The organism is Streptomyces sp. Ag109_O5-10, assembly GCF_900105755.1.
Taxonomy (GTDB): Bacteria; Actinomycetota; Actinomycetes; order Streptomycetales; family Streptomycetaceae; genus Streptomyces.
In genome coordinates, this window is the sequence record NZ_FNTQ01000001.1 from 2,056,617 (window position 1) to 2,075,102 (window position 18,486).

The following is an 18,486-nucleotide window of genomic DNA, read 5'->3' on the forward strand; positions in this document are numbered from 1 at the left end:
GTTGTCACCTGCCCATGGTGCAGGCGGTCAGACGTCGCTGCGCACCAGCCGGTACGCCGCCCCCGCCAGCGCGAGCACCGTCCAGCCGAGGAAGACCAGCAGTCCGGCGCCCGGCGACAGGGTCGTGGTGTCGTGCGTGAGGGCGAACATCGACTCGCCCGCGTTGGACGGCAGGTAGGGGCTGATGTCGTTCTGCCAGGAGCTCGGCAGCAGCGAGATCAGGCCCGGGACCAGCATCAGGGAGGCGACCAGGACCGAGATACCGCCGGCCACCGACCGCAGGAGGGCGCCCAGGGCGGTGCCGATGACGCCGACCAGGCCGAGGTAGAGCCCGGCGCCCAGCAGGCTCCGTACGACACCCGCGTGCGAGAGGCCCATGGCCGCGGGCGTGCCCGACACGATCTGGCTGCCGAACAGGAAGGCGACGAACGCGCCCAGCGTGGCCACCACCAGCGCGACCAGCCCGAACACGGCCGCCTTGGACCACAGCACGGGCAGCCGGCGCGGTACCGCCGTGAGCGTGGAACGGATCATCCCGGTGGAGTACTCCCCCGCCGTGACCAGCACGCCGAGCACGCCGAGGGCGAGCTGGGCGAAGTTGGTGCCGAAGAGGGACAGGCTCAGGGCCGTCGCGGTGGCGAAGTCCCGGTCCTGGTGCGGGGAGCCGACGCCGGACCTGTAGTGGTTCGCGGCGATGAGCCCGAAAGCGACGAGGAAGAGCAGACCGAGGCCCAGGGTGATCCAGGTCGAGCGCAGCGACCACAGCTTGGCCCACTCCGAGGCCAGTACGCGCCGCCCGGTCACCCGGTACGCGGGGCGGGCGGGGGTGGCCGGGGACGCCTCGACGGGCGCGGTGAGGGTGCTCATGCCGCACTCCCCTCGGCCACGCGCGTCTCGATGCCGGTCGAGCCGTGGTACTCCACGGCATCCCTGGTCAGGTTCATGAACGCCTCCTCCAACGACACCGTCCGCGCGGTCAGTTCGAACAGCGCGATCCCGTGCTCGGCCGCCTTCAGGCCTATCTCCCGGGCACTGAGCCCGGTCACCTGAAGCTCCTCGGAGCCGGCCCGGCCGGTGATGTCGACACCGGGACCTGCCAGTGCCTCCCGCAGCCGCGCCGGCTCCTGGGTGGCCACCTGCACCGTGTCGCCGCCCGCCTCCCGGACGAGGTCCGCCACGGTGGTGTCGGCCAGCAGCCGCCCGCGCCCCACGATGATCAGATGGTCCGCGACCAGGGCCATCTCGCTCATCAGGTGCGACGACACGAACACGGTCCGGCCCTCACCGGCGAGGGCCTTGAGCAGGTTGCGGATCCACAGGACGCCCTCCGGGTCGAGCCCGTTGACCGGCTCGTCCAGCATCACCGTCTGCGGATCGCCCAGCAGCGCCGCCGCGATGCCGAGCCGCTGCCCCATGCCGAGGGAGAACGCGCCGGCCCGCTTCTTCGCCACGCTGCCGAGGCCGGCCAGTTCGATCACCTCGTCGACCCGGCGGCGCGGAATGCCGTGGGTCAGCGCGAGCGCGAGCAGGTGGTTGTAGGCCGAGCGGCCCGGGTGGATCGACTTCGCCTCCAGCAGCGCCCCGACCTCCTGGAGCGGTGCCTGGTGGCCGGCGTAGTGCCGCCCGTTGACCGTCACCGACCCGCTGGTCGGCGCGTCGAGCCCGACGATCATGCGCATGGTCGTGGACTTCCCCGCGCCGTTGGGGCCCAGGAACCCGGTCACCGTGCCCGGCCGCACGGCGAAGTCCAGCCCGTCGACGGCCGTCTTCTCGCCGTATCTCTTGGTCAGCTGCTGAGCGTCGATCATGCGCGTCTCTTCCTGTGGGAACCGGCGCCCGTCTGTCGCCCCTGGCGCCTCACCGACCACGCTAAGAGGCGAAACACCTCGATTCGGTGGTACCGCGGGCTGATCCACACCCACCGGGTCGTACCGCGGTACTACGCGTCACTGCGCCCTTGGTCTCACCGGTCAGGTCAGGCGCCGCTCGCCGCGGTCCTGCCCTCCTGGACGTGTGCGTAGGCCATGAGGCCGAGCAGGACGGCAAGGAGGACCGCGGAAGAACCGGGGGTACCGAGATCGAGGCCGCCCTTGGCGGCCGGCTTGGTCAGGAAGTCGCCCGCGGTGGCGCCGAGCGGGCGGGTGAGGACGAACGCGATCCAGAACAGCAGGACGTTCGGCACCACGGGCACCTTCATCAGGGCGACCAGTACGGCGAGCAGCCCGGTCACCAGCAGCGCGCCGCCCGCGTAGCCGAGGCCGGAGCTGTCGGACAGGAAGTCGCCCATGGAGGTGCCGAGGGTGTTGGAGACGAGGATCGCCGACCAGAACAGTGCCTCGCCGCGGAAGGTGACGATGTCGCGGATCTGGAACGTCATCCCGCTCAGCCGCCAGACCGCGAAGACGACCAGCAGGATGGAGATGAGGATCGCCGCGCCGGCCGGATAGCCGAGTCCGAGGCCCTGCGGTCCCCAGCCGAGCGAGGTGGTTCCGCCGGACAGGTACCTGGTGCTGGCGTCGCGGTTCATGAAGTCGGACATCGTGGTGCCGGCCATGCTGGTCGACAGGATGACCGTCCAGTAGAAGAACGGGTTGTAGCGGCGGGACCTGAGCTGGACGACGAGGGTCACCACGAAGATCAGGAACAGCGCGATCGTGGTGAGGAAGTAACCCAGCTTCAGGGTCTGGGAGAAGAGGTCGCCGGCCGTCTCGCCCAGGGTCGTCGCCGCGATCTTCATGATCCAGAAGACGAGGGTGACCTCGGGCAGTTTCTTCATCACCGATTTCGTCGTGCTCGCGACGTCGAGATCGGTGAGGTGGTTCGGCTGCTGCAAGGTGGGGGGCTCCTTGTGTGAAGGGGCGACCGCGGTGAGGCGCTCGCTCAACGACCTTGGCAGCGACAACCTGGACACCTCCTGAACGCCTGCTCCTTCCCTGCTCAGGCGGCGTGGCGCACGGTTTCCTGCGGCCGCGTGACGTCCTTCCGGGTCACCGCCGGACACACCGCAAGACCGAGGACGACCCCGAGGAACAGCACGCTCGTGACGACGGTGCCCAGGCCCGCTCCGCCGTCGCGGACCGGCTGCGAGAGGCAGTCGCCGACGGCCGCGCCGAACGGGCGAGGACGTGGACGATCCAGAAGCTCCACACCGGGTCCAGGTCGAGCGCGAGGTGTGCGAGGGCGACCGCGGCGATGACCAGGGCGAACAGGACCGCGGACAGCCAGTGGGCGAAGTCCGTCCGCGCCGGGACCAGGTCGCCGGCGGCGGTACCGAGCGCGAACGTGCCCAGGACGGCGAGCCAGTAGAAGGACTCGCGGCCCGGGGTGTCGATGCTGTGGACGGACAGCGTCCGCTCGCACCGGCACCAGGCTGTGAAGACCACCGCGAGGACGATCGCGAAGACGAGGGTGCCGGTTTCCGGCGGCACCCCCGTGCCGCCGGTGAGACCGTCGCCGACCAGCGTGCCGACGACGCCGGACAGCGCGACGGCCGACCAGTACACGCCGGCACGGCAGGCGCCCGTACGGAACTGCACGGCCGGGACGACCGGCAGCAGGACGCCCGTCAGCACCGAGACTTCGGTCAGGCCGAGCCCGGCCTTCTGGTCGAGCGGGTCGACGGCGGTCCCCCCGGCCGGCGTGCACAGCACCTTGGCGATCCAGAGGCGGACGGTGGCCTCGGGCACCTTGTTCCGGCGCAACCGGCGGCCCGGGGACGCCGCGGCATCGACCGGTGAGGCCGCCGTGGTTTCTGCTGTCTGGTGCGCCATGAGGCCCGACCGTGCCAGGGACCACCTGAGCACATCCTGACCGCCGGGAACCCTGCGGAGTCGGCGCGGACCAGGTCCGTCAGCGCATGTCCGCGAGGAGGGTGCGGAGTTCGGCCTCCTGGTGGGCGGACGACATCGGCGGGTTCGAGTGGTCGATGCCGAAGGTCTTCAGGACCTGGTCCATCTGGGCGTCGAGGAACGTCCATCCGGTGTTGTCCAGCGGCTGCAGCGAAGCCTGGTCGGCATCCCAGAGGTCCCGCAGCGACTGGGTGGCTGTGTGGGCCCCGGTGGCGTTACCCGACTGGACGTCCCTGAGCGAGGTCGACGCGAGGGTCCGCAGCGCGTCGACCTTCGTGGACGGGAACTTCTTCACGGCCTGGCCGGGGGCGAGGTGCACGGTGGAGGTGGCGTCCTCCTCTGGCGCCGGTCCGACGTGCGGCTGGCTGTGCGCCCAGACCAGCAGGCCCACGGTGGCGACGGCGAGGAGGCCGAAGCCCGCCAGCGCGGTGCGCTCCCTCCGCGGGTTGGCGGTGGTCTGCGGGGTGTGCGTGGCGTCGTAGGTCTCGATCACGTCGGAGCGTGTCACCGTCAGGTAGACGACCGTCGCCAGGATCAGGCCGAGGAAGATCAGGCTGGTGGTGAAGGTGCCCAGTGCGAGGCCGGTGGGCTCGCCCGGCTGGGCGACCTTCGGGGAGGCGAGCCAGTCACCGATGTTGGCGCCCAGCGGGCGGGTCAGGATGTAGGCGAGCCAGAAGGACAGCACCGGGTTCGCGCCGAACTTCCACAGCAGCATGATCGCCGCGATGAGGCCGAGCGGCAGCAGGACCGAGACGCCCGGGCTCCAGCCGGTGAGTTCGAGGGTCCAGTCGCCGGTCGCGGTGCCGAGCGCGAAGGTGACCAGAACGGTGAGCCAGTAGAACGACTCGCGCGGCAGCGTGTTGACCGAGTGGATCGAGAGGGTGCGCTCGCGCAGCCACCACGTGCCGAAGACCACGGCGAGCAGGACCGAGAACACCGTGGTGCTGATCCACAGCGGCACGTTGAGCTGGTCGGTCAGGATGTCGGTGTACAGCGTGCCCGTGACACTGACGACGACCACGGTCAGCCAGTACGGGAACGGTACGTACCGCTTCAGCCGCAGCTGGACGCCCAGGACCACGACGAACACCGCGGTGAAGATCCAGGCCGTGTTCACCAGGCCGACGCCCAGCTTCATGTTGATCCAGTCGGCGAAGCTCTCACCGACGGTCGTGCACAGGATCTTGATCACCCAGAACCAGATGGTGACCTCGGGAACCTTGTTCAGCATCAGCCGCCCGCTGTGGCGTGTGCGGACTTCGCTTGTCGTTGTCATGCAATGAGGTTGGTGTGACCAACCTGCACACAACCTGACTACGCGATCGCCTCTGCCGTGGGGAAGGTCACCTCGACGCGACCGTGACCGTCCGCGATCGCACGGACCGCCACTCCCGCGGACACGGCGAGGCGCTTCACCACCGCCAGCCCCAACCCGTTCCCGTCGCCGCCGGTCACGCCCGCTTCGAAGACCCGGTCGACCTCCGCCGGGTCGAACCCCGGGCCGTCGTCGAGGACATCGATCACGACCCCCTCGGGCTGGACGCGCGCCGTGACCCAGACGCGCGAACTCGCGTGCCGCAGGCCGTTCTCCAGCAGGGGTGACAGCACAGCCACGACGAGCTCGGCCGCCACGGCGACGTCGACGTCGGCCGGGACGGCGAGTTCGATGGAGCGACCGGCGATCGCCTGTCGCGCCGCCGCCCTGAGATCGCAACGGGTACCGCCGTCGATCCGTGTCCGGGCGGCACCGAGGATCGTGGTGATCGCCGTGTTCAGGCGGTCGACCTCGGTCAGAACGGCCTCCGGCGCCACCTGCTGACCGGAGAGCTGCGCCAGCTGTGCCTCGCCCCGCAGGGCCGTCAGGGGCGTCCGCAGCTCGTGGGCGATCTCGTCGGTGAGCCGGCGCTCGTCCGCGAGCGCGTGGTCCACGCGGTCGAGCAGGCGGTCGAGAGTTCGCCCGAGCTCCCCGAATTCATCGCGCGGAACGCCGAGGTCGAATCGGCGCCCGGGTTCGTGATCGCCCCATTCGTCGGCGAGAGCGGCCATTTCGTGGACCACCCGCAACGCACGACCCACCACGAGGCGCGCGACGACGCCCGCGAGCACGATCGAGATGCCGCCCAGAATCAGCGACATCGTCAGGCTGCGCTGCTCCGACGTCTCGTACGGTGTCAGATCCACCTTCACGACCACCATGACCTGGTGGCCCTGCAGCCGGATCGGCTGGGCATACAGAAGGTGGCTGCCGGCCGTGGTGGTCTGGGACTGTCCGGAGCCGACGAGCGCGTCGACGCGTTCCAGGACGCTGCCCGGCACGATTCCGTCGATGAGGTGCCCGTCGGCGTACACCCACGAGACCGTGTCCAGCGCTTCGTTGCCGCCCTCGATCAGCACGACGTGGCCGCCGCGTACGGCCACGTTCGCCGCGACCGCCTCCGCACGGGTGTGCGCCAGCGCGTTCGCGTCCGCGTCGGTCACCTGGCTCAGCAGCACGTGCGAGACCACCACCAGCACCGCGACCACCGCTGTCGCGATCAGAACCGCGAGAGCGACGACCCTCCCGCGGAAGCCCGTCACTCCCATCGGTAGCCCACCCCACGGACGGTCGCCAGCCGGTCGGCCACGCCCAGCGCGCCGAGTTTCGTCCGCAGCCGGCGAACGTAGGAGTCGAGGGTGTTGTCGCTGACCTGCGCGCCGTGGGGCCAGCCCGCGGCGACGAGGGCGTGGCGGCGTACCGCGTCGCCCTGCGAGGCGATGAGCCTGCCCAGCAACCGGAACTCGGTCGGCGTCAGGCTCTCGCTCGTCGAACCGTGGGTCACGACGTGTTTCGCCGGATCGAGAACGACGCCCCGCGGTGAGGTCGTCGCGGTTGTTCTGCGGAGCAGGGCACGGACCCTCACCAGCAGCTCCGGGATGTCGAACGGTTTGGTCAGGTAGTCGTCGGCTCCCGCCTCGAAGCCGCCCACCTTGTGATGCATGCCGTCCAGAGCGGTGAGCATCAGCACCGGGGCGTCGACGCCACGGGCCCGCAGCGCCAGGCAGACATCGCGGCCGTCGGCGTCCGGGAGTCCCAGATCCAGGAGGACCAGGTGAGGGACCGGTTCGAGTTGTCTCAGCAGGCTGTCCGCGGTGGAAGCGACGGCGACCGTATGGTCGTCGTGCTCGAGTGCCCGCTTGAGGACGTCACGGACCGCCGCGTCGTCCTCACACACCACAATGAAAGCCACAGGCTGACCCCAGGTACTCCGGCAACGGTTCTCTACTTTCCCCGCCCGGCGCGCTGGTGGTGCGCGCGATCCGCCCGCGCCGCCCGGCGCCCGCGGTACACCTCGGCGACGAGGGGGACCAGAGACACGACGACGATCAGTGCCACCAACGGGAGCAGGTAGCGGTCGACGTTGGGGATCGACGACCCGAGCGCGTACCCCGCGAGGGTGAGGCCGACGCTCCACACGAGCCCGCCGACGGCCTGCCACAGGGTGAACGTCCGTACCGGCACCTCCAGCGCGCCCGCCACCGGATTGAGGACGGTGCGCACCACGGGCACGAAACGGGCCAGCACGATGGCCTTGGCATACCCGTAGCCCTCCAGGAGTTCCTCGGCGCGCCTCACTCCTTCGTGCAGTCGCGGGGAGCGGCTGCGAGCCAGCAGCGCCCCACCGGCCTTCCGCCCGAGCAGGTATCCGCACTGAGCCCCGGCCAGCGCGCCTGCCGCCGCCGCCACGAGCAGGGGGCCGAGAGAGAGATGCAGGGTTCCCTGCGCCGACCCCGTGCACAGCAGCCCGGCGGTGAACAGCAGGGAGTCACCCGGCAGGAAGAACCCGACCAGCAGTCCTGTCTCGGCGAACATCACCACCGCGACACCCAGCACGCCGAAGGCCGCCAGCAGGGAGTGGGCGTCGAGCACGTTCACAGCCAACTGGGACGCCGCCGGAATCGGTGCCGTCATGGAGCAGGGTCCTTTCGGTGGATGAGCGCAGACGGACAACTGGCCGGCCAAAGCCTTGTGGACCTCTTCTGGGACCCTGGGCGCCCGCCGGGAGCATCCGCTCCCGCATGTCACCCTGGCGCGGCCGACGACAGAAGGTCGGCACGGGCCGGAAGGCTGCCAGCTCCTGCGATGCGCCCACCATACGCCCCGCCTCTACGTGATGTAGTAGGCACTCGGGAATCGTACGGAATCTCACATTTCGCCAGGGCGGCCGGGCGGGACGAGAGCGGCGGCGAGCAGTCATATCATCTCGATACCCGCCGTGACCAGGGACTTCGGTGAGGCGTTCAGGTTGTGGTCAGGTTGAACGCGCGGCAGTGAAATTCATGCACCAGAAGTACCCAAGCGACGGTAAAGGAACCGGGGGCAGCGGGAGACGGCCATGTCATCGTGCGCATCATGACCACAGACCGTCTCCTCGACGACCGCCCCCTCACCTCCGTGCGCACCATGGCGAACAAGGTGCCGGAAGTGACCGCCTACTTCTGGATCATCAAGGTTCTCACCACCGGGATGGGCGAGACCGCGTCGGACCTGCTGGCCAAGGTCCTCGGCCCGGTGCCGGCGGTCGGCCTCGGAGGTCTCGCCCTGGCGCTCTCCCTGGCCGTGCAGTTCGCCGTACGCCGTTACGTCGCCTGGGTCTACTGGACGGCCGTCGTCATGGTCAGCGTCTTCGGCACGATGGCCGCCGACGTGCTGCACGTCGGTCTCGGCGTGCCGTACATCGTGTCCACCCCGCTCTTCCTCGTCACGCTGGCCGCGGTCTTCGCCCTCTGGTACGCCGTCGAGCGCACCCTGTCCATCCACAGCATCACCACGCGCAGCCGGGAGCTCTTCTACTGGGGCGCCGTGCTGGCCACCTTCGCCCTCGGCACCGCCGCCGGCGACCTCACCGCGACCGCCGGCCTCGGCTACTTCGGCTCGGCCGTCCTCTTCGCCGTGGCGATCTGCGTGCCCGCACTCGCCCACCGCTTCGGCATGCTGGCCGCCGTGCCCGCCTTCTGGACGGCGTACGTCATCACCCGCCCGCTGGGCGCATCCCTCGCCGACTGGATGGCACTCGGGCACACCCGTGGCGGCCTCGGGTTCGGACTCGGTCCGGTCACCCTCGCCTGGACGGTCGCCATCGCCTGCTTCGTCGGCTACCTGGCGGTCTCCCGCAAGGACACGTCCTACAGCAAGTAGGAGATGGCCGGGTAGCCTGTACGCGAATGACCGCGAGGGAAGGCGGACGGCGAGGTGACGGGCCAGGCGGACGAGGAAGCCCACGAGGCGTCCGGCAGGCGGGCGCGCGGCGAACTGGAGAGCGATGTGCTCGCCGCGCTCTGGGCCGCCGACGGTCCACGGACCGCGCGGGAGGTCCGGGAACAGCTGCCGGGCGGCCTCGCCTACACGACCGTGCTCACCATCCTGTCCCGGCTGTATGACAAGGGCATGCTGGTGCGGCACCGCGAGGGCCGCGGCTACGCCTACGAGCCGGCCCGCGACGAGGCGTCGCACACCGCCCAGCGCATGCACTCCCTGTTGACGGGTGGCTCCGACCGCCAGGCGGTGCTGGCCCGCTTCGTCTCGGAGCTGTCCGAACAGGACGAACACCTGCTGCATCAGCTGCTGGCCGGGCACGACGACGTACCCCCCGAGAGCCGGCGTTCGCCCGGAGAGCGGTGAGCCGGTGCTGATCAGCGTCTACATCCCGTTCCTCGTCACGGCCGCACTCGCCGTGCTCGCACCGCCTGTGGCGCACCGGCTGCCCCCGCGCCCGGCGGCCCTGGGGCTGGCCTGCGCAGCGCTGGTGACGGCGGCCGGATGGGCGGGATCCCTCGCCCTGCTGGCTTTCACCGGAGTGGCACAGATCCCGCAGATAGCGGAGGAGGGCCGCTGGTCCGTGTCCGCGCTGCGCTCCCAGGATCCCGTCTACGCCGTGGTCGCGGCCGTCAGCACCCTGGTGCTCGCGGTGTGTGTCGTCTCCCTCGGCGTGGCCGCCGTCCGGCAGGGCCGCCACCTGCTGCGGGCCCGGCGGGAGTGCGCCGCCCTGCCCGGACACACGGAGCTGGCCGTGGTCGACGACGATGCCCCGCTGGCCTTCGCACTGCCTGGGTCACCGGGCCGGATCGTGGTCTCCCGGGGGATGCTGCGCCGTCTCGGTGACGCCGAGCGCGAGGCACTCCTCGCCCACGAGCGGGCGCATCTGCGCGGGCGTCACCACGTCTTCCAGAGCGTGTGGCGGCTCACGGCCGCCCTGAACCCGTTGCTGCGACCGGTGGCCGTCGCGGGCGACTTCGTCCTGGAGCGCTGGGCCGACGAGGAGGCCGCCGAGCGGGTCGGCGACCGTACGGTCGTCGCCCACGCCGTGGGCCGCGCCGCCCTGGCGTCCGCCGGTGCCTCCCGTCCCGCCGCGCTGGCCGCGACCGGCGGGGTGGTGCCCCAGCGGGTACGGGCCCTGCTGGCCCCGCCGCCGGCCCGTCGCCGCCTGCCCTTGCTGGCGGGCGCTCTGCTGTTGGCCGTCTGCTGCGCGAGCCTGGCCAACGCCGCCTCGGACAGCGACCGCATGCTGGACAGCGCGCAGTACGCGCTGTGCAGGGGGCAGGCCGGTGCGGCCACCGCCGCTGCCGCGCCGACCGGCCACGGGGACGCCCTTGGGCACGGACCGGAGGGCTGCCGTGCCGCCCCTGATCGTCCGGACCACGCGGAGCGGCACTTCTGACCTGCCGGGCGGCGGTCCTCTGCCCTCTGCCGCCGGCCCCCTGGTCCTGGTCGTTCCGGGCCGCCGCAAGAGGTCAAGAGGTTACGAGGTCACGCCGTCGGGTGGGTGGTCACAGTGGATCCCCGGCCGAAGCGGCCTCCCGGGCCGGCGTCGTGGTGGCGGCGAGCTCGGCCGCCAGCAGGGGGCGCAGCGGGCCGTGGCTCAGGGAGCCGACCAGCGGGGTGGCCCAGCGGCCCAACGCCGAGCTGACGAGGAAGGCGACCGGGAGGGCGACGGCGGCGGAGCCGAGGACGTCGTGGGGGTAGTGGGCGCCGACGTAGACCCGGCTGAAGCCCTCCACCACGGCGAACACGGCGGCGACGGCGCTCAGCCGGCGGTCGAGCAGGAAGAGCGCCGCCACGGTCGCCGCGGCGACGGTGGCGTGCCCGCTGGGGAAGGCGTAGTCCGAAGGTGCCGGGCAGGTGTCGACGATGAAGGCGTGGGGCATCGACCGGCAGGGCCGCACCTCCGCGACGAGCTTCTTGACGACCTCGGCGACGGCGAAGGCTGTCAGGACGGCGACCGGCGCGGCCAGCGCGAGGGTCATCGCCCGCGGGCCACGGCGCCGTGCGGTCCACCAGCCCGCGATCATGAGGACGGCGAAGACCCCGAGACCAAGGTTGGTCCACACCTCCATGGGCGTGTTGAGCCACTTGGTGTCACGGGCGAAATCGGTGACCGAGGTGAACAACGAGCCGTCGATGCCGGATCCGTCGAGGGCCGATTGCGCGGTGGCGGCCGCGGCCATAGCGGGAGGTCCTTCCGTCCTTGTGAATGCGCCGCGTGCTCACGGGTTGAGCGGGCGGCGATGGGGATACGGGCTGCGTCGCCGGTCACCTCGCGCCTGCGAGGTGACGCGCGAACGACATGGCGACGACGCCTGAGTGTCCACCCGGTTAATCTACTACATCTTGTAGATCCAAGGCGGGGCCGTTGACCTGCCGGAGCGAGGACCGTCGCCCCCCGCGAACACGGCGTCCCCGGCCTGCCCTGCGGCTGGGGACGCTCCCTCCGGGCCACCACGCGCGTCGGCCGCGTTCCGCCATGACCCGGGCAGGAATCGGACCGCGGTTGCAGCCGCGGGCGATGCGACGGCTCAGGGCCGGCCGCGGACGCCCCCCGGCGCCGGTGTGCTGCCCGTCGGCGTGGGTGTGGGTGAGGTGTTGCCGCCGGTCGTGCCGCCGAGGAGGCCGCCGCCGGTACCGGCGGTGGTTCCGGAGGTGTCGGTCGGAGTCGGACGGACACAGTGCCGCCCGTGCCCGCGGCACGGTGCGGTGGTGGGGGTCGGAGTGGCCGACACGGTCGGGGTGGCCGAGGGTGTGCTCTGGGTCACGGTGGCGGAGGGGGTGGGCGAGGGCGCGCCGAGTTCGTCCGTGGACTGGCCGAGCGCGGGTGCGGGCGGGAACTGCTGGACCGGCTGCCCCTGGAGGGCGGCGGTCATGTAGCCGGTCCACACCTCGGTGGGCATGTCGGCGCCGAAGACCTTGGCGTAGCCGCCGACGCCCTGCATCGACTGGAGGCCGGCGTTCTTCGGATCCTCCTTGAACATGCTCACGGCCGTGGTCAGTTGCGGGGTGTAGCCGATGAACCAGGCGGACTTGTAGTCGTCGGTCGTACCGGTCTTGCCGGCTGCCGGGCGGCCCAGGGCCTGGGCATTGGTACCGGTGCCGCTCTTGACGACGCCTCGGAGGACGTCGGTGACGGTGTCGGCGGTCGAGGCGGGCATGGCCGTGGTGCCCTTGGGCTTGTCGAAGCCGGCCAGCTGCCGGCCGTCGGCGACGACCTTGGTCACCGAGTACGGCTCGTGCTGGACCCCGCCGTCGTCGAAGGTGGCGTACACGTCCGCCATCCGGATCGCCGACGGTGTGGAGGTACCGATGTAGAAGCCCGGGGTGTCGTACTGCAGGCTGGTGCGCAGGAGCCCCGCCTTCAGGGCCTCGTCCTCCACGTTGTGGTAGCCGACGTACTCGCCGAGCTGGACGTAGGGGGTGTTGACCGACTGCTCCATCGCCTTGCGCAGGGTGATGTACCCCCACTTCGTGGACACGTCGTTGCGCTGGTGCAGGAGACCGGTCGGGTCGTTCGAGTCCGGCAGCTCCTGGCCCTGCTGGTTCTTGATGGTGATGCCGTCGTCGCCGTCGAACTTCGAGGCCGGGGTGACCGGTGAGGGCGCCTGCCCCGGGGAGAGGACGGCGCCGTGGTCGAGCGCGGCGGCCAGGTCGACGGGCTTGAAGGTGGAGCCGACCGGCACACCGGTCGCGTCCGCGTTGTCCGTCCAGTGCCCCTTGTTCCAGCCGGCCCCGCCGTACAGCGCCACGATCGCGCCGGTGGACGGATCGATCGACGCCGCGCCGACCTGGACGTCCTTGTCGGCCGTGCGGTGCCGCGGATCGAGATGCTTTCGCTCCATCGTCGCGACGGACGCCGACAGGGCGCCGACCCTCTTCTTGTCGAAGGTGGTGAAGATCTGGTAGCCGCCGTGGCCCAGCTGCTGGTCCGTGAGGGACGTGTGGGCCTCGACGTATTTCTCCGCGGCCTGCACCAGGTACCCGGTCTGCCCGGCCATGCCCGCCGACGGCGCGTACGGCTTGGGCGTGGGGAAGCCCGCCGCGAGGTACTGCTGTTCCTGGGCGTCGGTGATCTTGTGGATCTTGGCCATCCGGGCCAGCACGTACGTCCAGCGGGCCTTGGCCTGGGCCTTGGCCTGCGGATCGGTGTCGGCGTGCATCAGCAGGCTCGGCTCGTTGACCGCGGCGGCGATGAAGGCACCCTGGCTGACGTTCAGCTGGAAGGCGTGCACGTGGTAGTAGGTACGGGCCGCGGCCTCGATGCCGTAGGCGTCCCGGCCGTAGTAGCAGGTGTTGAGGTATCCCTGCAGGATCTGCTGCTTGGACAGCTGGCCGCCGATCTTCAGGGAGATCATGATCTCCCTGAGCTTGCGGGTGACCGACTGGTCCTGGCTGAGGTAGGTGTTCTTCACGAACTGCTGGGTGATGGTGGACCCCGACTGCACCTCACCTCCCGTGGCCATGTGGTAGACGGCCCGGAGCATGCCCTGCGTGTCGACGCCCGGATCGGTGTAGAAGGTCGCGTTCTCCGCGGCGAGGAAGTCCCACTGCACGAGCTTCGGCACCTGGGCGAGGTCGACGTTCTGCCGGTTGGTGGCCCCCTGGGTGGTCATCACCGAGCCGTCCGACCAGTAGTAGGTGTTGCTCTGCGCCTGCGTACTGGGGTTCGCACTGGGAATGGTCGTGGTGGCGTAGGCGTAGCCGAACAGCCCCAGCAGGCCGCCGACGAAAAGCAGGAAAGTGCCGGACACCAGCTTCCACGACGGCAGCCACCGCCGGACACCGCGTCGTCCGGCGCGCGGGTAGTCGATCAGGCTCCGCCGGCCGGGCCGTGCGACGTTCGCATGTCGGGTGCCGGCAGTTCGGCGGGCGCGCCCGCCCCGGGACTGCGCAGCCCTGCGCGCCGCGGCCCGGCCACCGTTGTGCATGCCGTCAGGGGCGGACGGTATGGTCCGCCCCGACGATCGGCGCCGGTGTTCGCTCATTCTCGCCACTCCTCAGTCGGGGCCCCACCCCCACCCTCTCCTACATGTTGTAAGAGTAAGCTGCTCCCGCACCGCGCAGACAACCGGCCCCCTGCGGCCCCGGTCAGAGGCCGGGCTGCCGCTCCCGCTCCGCCGGGACCGGAGCAAAGGGTGAGCCGGTCACCGGGGTCGGCTCCGTGATGCGAATCCGCCGTCGGGTTCGGCTCCCGAACAGGACGGAGAGCGCGAGCGCGGTGGCGAGCGAGACGACCCCGCCCAGGACCAGGGTGAAGCGGGCGCCGAGAGTGTCGGACACCAGACCGACCAGCGGTGCGCCGACGGGGGTGCCGCCGAGGAGCACGAGGAAGTAGACGGACAGGACGCGGCCCCGCAGCGGTGGGTCGGCATGGAGCTGGATGAGCGCGTTGGCGGTGGTGGTCACGGTCACCGCGGCACATCCGGTGACGAACAGCAGGACCAGGAACGAGCCGTAGCCCGGCATGAGGCCCTGCGCGACCTCCAGTGCGCCGAAGCCGATCGTGGCGGAGACCAGACGGCGCACGGTGGGGGGCCTGCCGTGGTTGGCCCAGTGGATCGCGCCCAGGAGGCTGCCCAGAGCATAGGCGGCGGAGAGGTAGCCGAAGGTGGCGGCGCCCGTGTGGAACACCGTGAGGGCGACGAGCGAGACGGTGACCTGGAAGTTGAGACCGAAGGTGCCGACGAAGGCGACGAGGGTGACCGGCAGCAGCAGTTCCGGGGTTGCGGCGATGTGGCGGAGTGCCTCGCGCGCTCGGGTGCGGCCCGGTCGCGCGCGGACAGCGACGTCCGGTACGTCGGTCCGGATGGTGATCAGGCCGTAGAGGACGGCCAGGTACGAGGCGGTGTTCAGGAGGAACACCGGGCCCGTGCCGAAGGCCGCGACGGCCAGGCCGGCGAGGGCCGGCCCGATGGCGCGGGCCGTGTTGAACTGGGCGGCGTTCAGGCTGACCGCGCTGGCCGCGCGCTCGTGGGAGACGAGTTCGCAGATGTAGGCGTTGCGGGCGGGACTGTCCACGGCGGTGGCGGTGCCGAGGGCGAAGGCCAGCGCGTAGAGGGACGGCAGGTTCACCGCTCCGGTCACCGTGAGCAGTCCCAGCAGGAGCGACTGGGCGGCCATCGCCGTCTGGGTCAGGAGCAGCGTCCGCCGCTTGGGGTACCGGTCGGCGAGCACGCCCCCGGTCAGGCCGAGCAGGGTCTGCGGCAGGAACTGCAGCGCGGTCACGATGCCGACCGCGCTGCCGCTGTTGCCGGTGGTGTGGAGGACGAGCAGGTCCTGGGCGGCGCGCTGCATCCACGTGCCGATGTTGGAGACCAGCTGTCCGAGCAGGTAGCGCCGGAAGCCGGGGACGGCGAGCGCGTGCGTCGCCGGCAGGCGGAAGACGGCGTTCATGACATCTGACGGGCATACGTGTCGCCCGCGACGGGCGTACTGGCCTCGTCGTCGAGGTGGTGGAAGGTCGGGTGGGGGTGCATGAGGAACGCGTGGTGGGAGATGTTCCACGCGTAGGCGCCGGCCATGGCGAAGGCGACGCGGTCGCCGACGCGCAGCCGTTCGGTCATGATCCGGCTCGCCAGGACGTCCTTGGGCGTGCACAGCTGCCCGACCAGCGTCACCGGCTCGTCCCTGGCCTCCGGACGGTTCCAGGGCCGCGGCCAGGTGCCGTCGGGGATCACCTCGAAGGGCTGGTCGTGCTGTTTCGCGGCCGGGGTGCGCAGGTGGTGGGTGCCGCCGCGCAGTACGGCGAACGCGTGCCCCCGGCTGAACTTGATGTCCAGGACCTGGGTGACGTACCAGCCGCAGTAGGCGGTGACCGAGCGGCCGGGCTCGATCCGCAGGGTGAGGTGGGGGTGGCGGGCGAGGATCCGGCGCAGTCCGGCGCCGAGGGCGGGCCAGTCGAACACCCTGGGCGGATGGGTGTAGTCGACGCCCATGCCGCCGCCCACGTTGACTTCGCGCAGGTCCACTCCGCGGTCGCGGGCCCAGCTCTCGGCCCAGGCGAGGACCTTGTCGGCGAGCAGCAGGTGGGCCTGGGCCTGGAGCCCGCTGGCAAGGTGGAAGTGGAGACCGCGCAGCCGGACGCCCGGGACCGCCTCCATCACCTCCAGGCAGCGGTCCAGTTGTACGGGATCCATGCCGAACGGCCCGCCGCCCATGGCCAGGGCGACCCGGCCCACGTCGACGGGCAGGTTGACACGCAGCAGGACGTCCACGGTCCGGTCGCCCACCAGGGTGCTGAGCAGGCGGAGTTCGTGTTCGCTCTCGATGTGCAGGCGCTCGGCTCCCGCCTCCAGCGCGCGGGCGAGCTCCTGCTGCGTCTTCCCCGGGCCGCCGAAGGCGATCGCTGCGCCCGGGACGGTGGCGCGGACGTGGTCCAGTTCGCCTCCGGAGGCCACCTCGAAGCCGTGGACGTGTTCGGCGAGGGTGCGCAGGATCCGGGGGTCGGCGTTGGCCTTGGCCGCGTAGAGCAGTTCGACGCGGTCCGGCAGTGCGGCCCGGATCGCGCGCACGTGCTCGCGCAGGTCGGGCAGGTCGTAGACGTAGGCGGGCAGGTCGTCCTCGGGCAGCGCGGCGACGAGGTCGTGCGTCTCGGGCCTCACCGGACCACCTCGTGGGGGAAGTCCGCGCCGAGCGGGCTGGGCAGGGGCACGTAGGCAGCGTGCCGGTCGGCCTTGCGGGACCAGCGCAGCAGGAGGTTGGCCTTGGCCGGCAGCGGTACGCCGGACAGCAGGGCACGCAGGCGGGGCGGGTCGGCGGCGGTGCGGGCGTAGCCGGCGAGATGGTCGCGGACCAGGCCCCACAGGGCGGGTTCCAGGGCAGGGTCGAGGTCGGCCAGGGCGCTGAGCATGTCGGCGGTGTGGTTGACCAGGAGGCAGTACGCGACCCGGTTCCAGCCGTGTTCGGGATCGTAGGTGAGGGGACCGCGCACGTCGTCCGGGAGCTCGTCGAGGGCCGGACCGTGACGGCTGGTCAGGAGCTTGGTGCCCTCCAGGTCGCGGAAGAACATCTGCTGGGGCGTGCCGTCGGCCCCGACGCCGACGACGACGTTCTGCAGATGAGGTTCGAGCACGACGCCGTGTTCGAAGTAGGCGGCCAGGACCGGCGGCAGCAACAGCCCGAGGTACGCGTCCCACCAGGCCAGGATGTCGCCGTCGCCGCGGGCGAGCAGCCGGGAGACGTGGGCCGCGCCGGTCGGATACTCGTCCGCCACCGCGGCGGCGAGCAGGGGGGTGACCCCGGGACGCAGATGGTGGCGCAGCCCGGAGCGGACGATGACGCCGAGGCCCTCCAGGAGGGCGGTGTCGCCGGACGCGGCCAGGGTGCGGTAGCCGGGCTCGGCCAGGAGCGCGCAGCCCGGGAAGCGGTCGGTGAGCCGGGCGAAGACGGGCTGGAGCAGCCGGTTGAGGGCAACGGCCCCGGACAGCTCGTAACTCGCGTGCCTGCGAACGCAGTTGGTGAGGCGGACGTTGAGGCTGAACTTCAGGAACGCGTCGGTCTCCGGGGCGTACAGCGTCCGCACCGATGCGGTGGGCACCAGCTCCGGGCCGCCCGTGCCGGTGTCCACGACGTCCCCGGCGGCGATCGCCTCGCGCAGCCGGTCGTGGTCCTTCAGCATCCGGTACTGCCAAGGGTGGACGGGGAGCACGGCGAACTCCGGGTCGGCCACCGGGTGCAGCGCGTCCAGCACGTGCGGCTCGCCCTCCTCCCGGACGAGGTGGCGGCGCACGGCCAGGTAGCGCAGGCGGAAGCGGGTGCCGGTCTCCGGGCCGTACGTCAGCCAGTCCGCCGGGTCCCCGGTACGGGCCTTGGGAGTGGGGTGGAAACGGTGACCGAACACCAGGGACTGCTCCGAGGCCACGTACGGGTCCGCGGCCGCCCGGGTGCCCGCCCGCTCCTGCAGTACGACGCGGATCGTCTCCCGGCTGTCCGCCACCTGAGCCAGGAACTCCTCGTTGGCCAGACCCGTGCGCTGTTCCAGTTCGTCCTGGATGCACCGGGCCAGCTCGCGCCAGTCCACGGTCACCCAGGAGTCGCCGTCGAGCCGCTGCGCCGAGCCCTGGAAGCGATGGGCCCCGATCAGCGAGGTCCGACGCAGCGCGGCACGCAGCAGCAGGCCCCGGCGGGGCAGTCGGACCAGGAGGTGGTCGTCGGCGACCGTCACCTGGCGCTCGGGGGCGGACACCTCGCGGATCAGGCAGTTGAGCAGCGTGTGGGTCGTGACGAGGTCGGCCGTCCGCGACGGCTCCGCGGCCGGGGACAGGACGGTGGTGGCGCTCTCGGTGTGGGGGGCCGTGTCGGTGGTCATGTGGTCGCTCCAGTGGGACAGCGGTCGGG

The 18,486-nt window shown here is 71.2% G+C and carries 16 protein-coding genes; 3 read left to right on the forward strand and 13 right to left on the reverse strand.

Translation table 11 applies throughout. The features are described 5' to 3' along the window. Positions 1-27 precede the first annotated feature (27 nt). From BLW82_RS09465 to BLW82_RS09500, 8 genes are all read right to left on the reverse strand, one after another. Positions 28-867 (reverse strand): hypothetical protein, encoded by an 840-nt coding sequence (locus tag BLW82_RS09465; protein ID WP_093498362.1) that lies wholly within the window; start codon positions 865-867, stop codon positions 28-30. After that, positions 864-1,808, reverse strand: coding sequence for an ABC transporter ATP-binding protein (locus BLW82_RS09470; protein WP_093498363.1), 945 nt, complete (start codon positions 1,806-1,808; stop codon positions 864-866). The genes BLW82_RS09465 and BLW82_RS09470 overlap by 4 nt, the downstream gene beginning before the upstream one ends. A 167-nt stretch (positions 1,809-1,975) precedes the next feature. Next, entirely contained in the window at positions 1,976-2,833 is an 858-nt protein-coding gene (locus BLW82_RS09475; protein WP_218162361.1) for a COG4705 family protein, read from the reverse strand. A 154-nt stretch (positions 2,834-2,987) separates the two neighbouring features. After that, positions 2,988-3,770 carry a COG4705 family protein gene (locus BLW82_RS09480; RefSeq protein WP_371131319.1) on the reverse strand — a complete coding sequence of 261 codons (783 nt, stop codon included), beginning with the start codon at positions 3,768-3,770 and terminating at the stop codon, positions 2,988-2,990. 79 nt (positions 3,771-3,849) lie between these two features. Further along, entirely contained in the window at positions 3,850-5,124 is a 1,275-nt protein-coding gene (locus BLW82_RS09485) for a COG4705 family protein (protein ID WP_218162362.1), read from the reverse strand. 38 nt (positions 5,125-5,162) lie between these two features. After that, the gene (locus tag BLW82_RS09490) at positions 5,163-6,431 is read right to left on the reverse strand and encodes a sensor histidine kinase (protein WP_093498365.1); all 1,269 of its coding nucleotides are present in this window, start codon (positions 6,429-6,431) and stop codon (positions 5,163-5,165) included. After that, a complete protein-coding gene (locus BLW82_RS09495) occupies positions 6,422-7,075 on the reverse strand; it encodes a response regulator transcription factor (protein ID WP_093498366.1) in 654 nt (217 codons plus the stop codon). The genes BLW82_RS09490 and BLW82_RS09495 overlap by 10 nt, the downstream gene beginning before the upstream one ends. A 32-nt stretch (positions 7,076-7,107) precedes the next feature. Continuing rightward, complete coding sequence (locus BLW82_RS09500; RefSeq protein WP_093498367.1) at positions 7,108-7,797, reverse strand: DedA family protein; 690 nt, start codon at positions 7,795-7,797, stop codon at positions 7,108-7,110. A 441-nt stretch (positions 7,798-8,238) separates the two neighbouring features. On the opposite strand from BLW82_RS09500, the gene BLW82_RS09505 reads away from it, so the two are divergent. Genes BLW82_RS09505 through BLW82_RS09515 form a run of 3 tightly spaced genes read left to right on the forward strand, consistent with a single transcriptional unit; the run spans position 8,239 to position 10,543 of the window. Next, entirely contained in the window at positions 8,239-9,024 is a 786-nt protein-coding gene (locus tag BLW82_RS09505; RefSeq protein ID WP_093507960.1) for a COG4705 family protein, read from the forward strand. A 54-nt stretch (positions 9,025-9,078) separates the two neighbouring features. After that, positions 9,079-9,507, forward strand: coding sequence for a BlaI/MecI/CopY family transcriptional regulator (locus tag BLW82_RS09510; RefSeq protein WP_107408517.1), 429 nt, complete (start codon positions 9,079-9,081; stop codon positions 9,505-9,507). Between the two features lie 4 nt (positions 9,508-9,511). After that, positions 9,512-10,543: a M56 family metallopeptidase gene (locus tag BLW82_RS09515; RefSeq protein WP_093498368.1), complete on the forward strand. Its 1,032-nt coding sequence runs from the start codon at positions 9,512-9,514 to the stop codon at positions 10,541-10,543. Between the two features lie 109 nt (positions 10,544-10,652). Here BLW82_RS09515 and BLW82_RS09520 read toward each other — a convergent pair whose 3' ends face one another. The 5 genes from BLW82_RS09520 to BLW82_RS09540 form a co-directional block, all read right to left on the reverse strand. Beyond that, the gene (locus tag BLW82_RS09520; protein ID WP_093498369.1) at positions 10,653-11,330 is read right to left on the reverse strand and encodes a phosphatase PAP2 family protein; all 678 of its coding nucleotides are present in this window, start codon (positions 11,328-11,330) and stop codon (positions 10,653-10,655) included. A gap of 348 nt (positions 11,331-11,678) precedes the next feature. Beyond that, a complete protein-coding gene (locus BLW82_RS09525) occupies positions 11,679-13,901 on the reverse strand; it encodes a transglycosylase domain-containing protein (RefSeq protein WP_256215729.1) in 2,223 nt (740 codons plus the stop codon). Between the two features lie 337 nt (positions 13,902-14,238). Next, positions 14,239-15,543 (reverse strand): MFS transporter, encoded by a 1,305-nt coding sequence (locus tag BLW82_RS09530; protein ID WP_093498370.1) that lies wholly within the window; start codon positions 15,541-15,543, stop codon positions 14,239-14,241. Further along, positions 15,540-16,751, reverse strand: a complete 1,212-nt coding sequence (locus BLW82_RS09535) for a type III PLP-dependent enzyme (RefSeq protein WP_093498371.1) — start codon at positions 16,749-16,751, stop codon at positions 15,540-15,542. The genes BLW82_RS09530 and BLW82_RS09535 overlap by 4 nt, the downstream gene beginning before the upstream one ends. Continuing rightward, a complete protein-coding gene (locus tag BLW82_RS09540) occupies positions 16,748-18,457 on the reverse strand; it encodes an IucA/IucC family protein (RefSeq protein ID WP_093498372.1) in 1,710 nt (569 codons plus the stop codon). Before BLW82_RS09540 ends, BLW82_RS09535 begins: the two co-directional genes overlap by 4 nt. Between the last annotated feature and the right edge of the window lie 29 nt (positions 18,458-18,486).

Excerpts from the sequence above, each read along its gene's own strand:
- BLW82_RS09520 (WP_093498369.1), bottom strand. The coding sequence starts at position 11,330 with ATGGCCGCGGCCGCCACCGCGCAATCGGCCCTCGACGGATCCGGCATC.
- BLW82_RS09505 (WP_093507960.1), top strand. The coding sequence starts at position 8,239 with ATGACCACAGACCGTCTCCTCGACGACCGCCCCCTCACCTCCGTGCGC.
- BLW82_RS09530 (WP_093498370.1), bottom strand. The coding sequence starts at position 15,543 with ATGAACGCCGTCTTCCGCCTGCCGGCGACGCACGCGCTCGCCGTCCCC.
- BLW82_RS09490 (WP_093498365.1), bottom strand. The coding sequence starts at position 6,431 with ATGGGAGTGACGGGCTTCCGCGGGAGGGTCGTCGCTCTCGCGGTTCTG.
- BLW82_RS09485 (WP_218162362.1), bottom strand. The coding sequence starts at position 5,124 with ATGACAACGACAAGCGAAGTCCGCACACGCCACAGCGGGCGGCTGATG.
- BLW82_RS09465 (WP_093498362.1), bottom strand. The coding sequence starts at position 867 with ATGAGCACCCTCACCGCGCCCGTCGAGGCGTCCCCGGCCACCCCCGCC.
- BLW82_RS09540 (WP_093498372.1), bottom strand. The coding sequence starts at position 18,457 with ATGACCACCGACACGGCCCCCCACACCGAGAGCGCCACCACCGTCCTG.
- BLW82_RS09500 (WP_093498367.1), bottom strand. The coding sequence starts at position 7,797 with ATGACGGCACCGATTCCGGCGGCGTCCCAGTTGGCTGTGAACGTGCTC.
- BLW82_RS09470 (WP_093498363.1), bottom strand. The coding sequence starts at position 1,808 with ATGATCGACGCTCAGCAGCTGACCAAGAGATACGGCGAGAAGACGGCC.
- BLW82_RS09480 (WP_371131319.1), bottom strand. The coding sequence starts at position 3,770 with ATGGCGCACCAGACAGCAGAAACCACGGCGGCCTCACCGGTCGATGCC.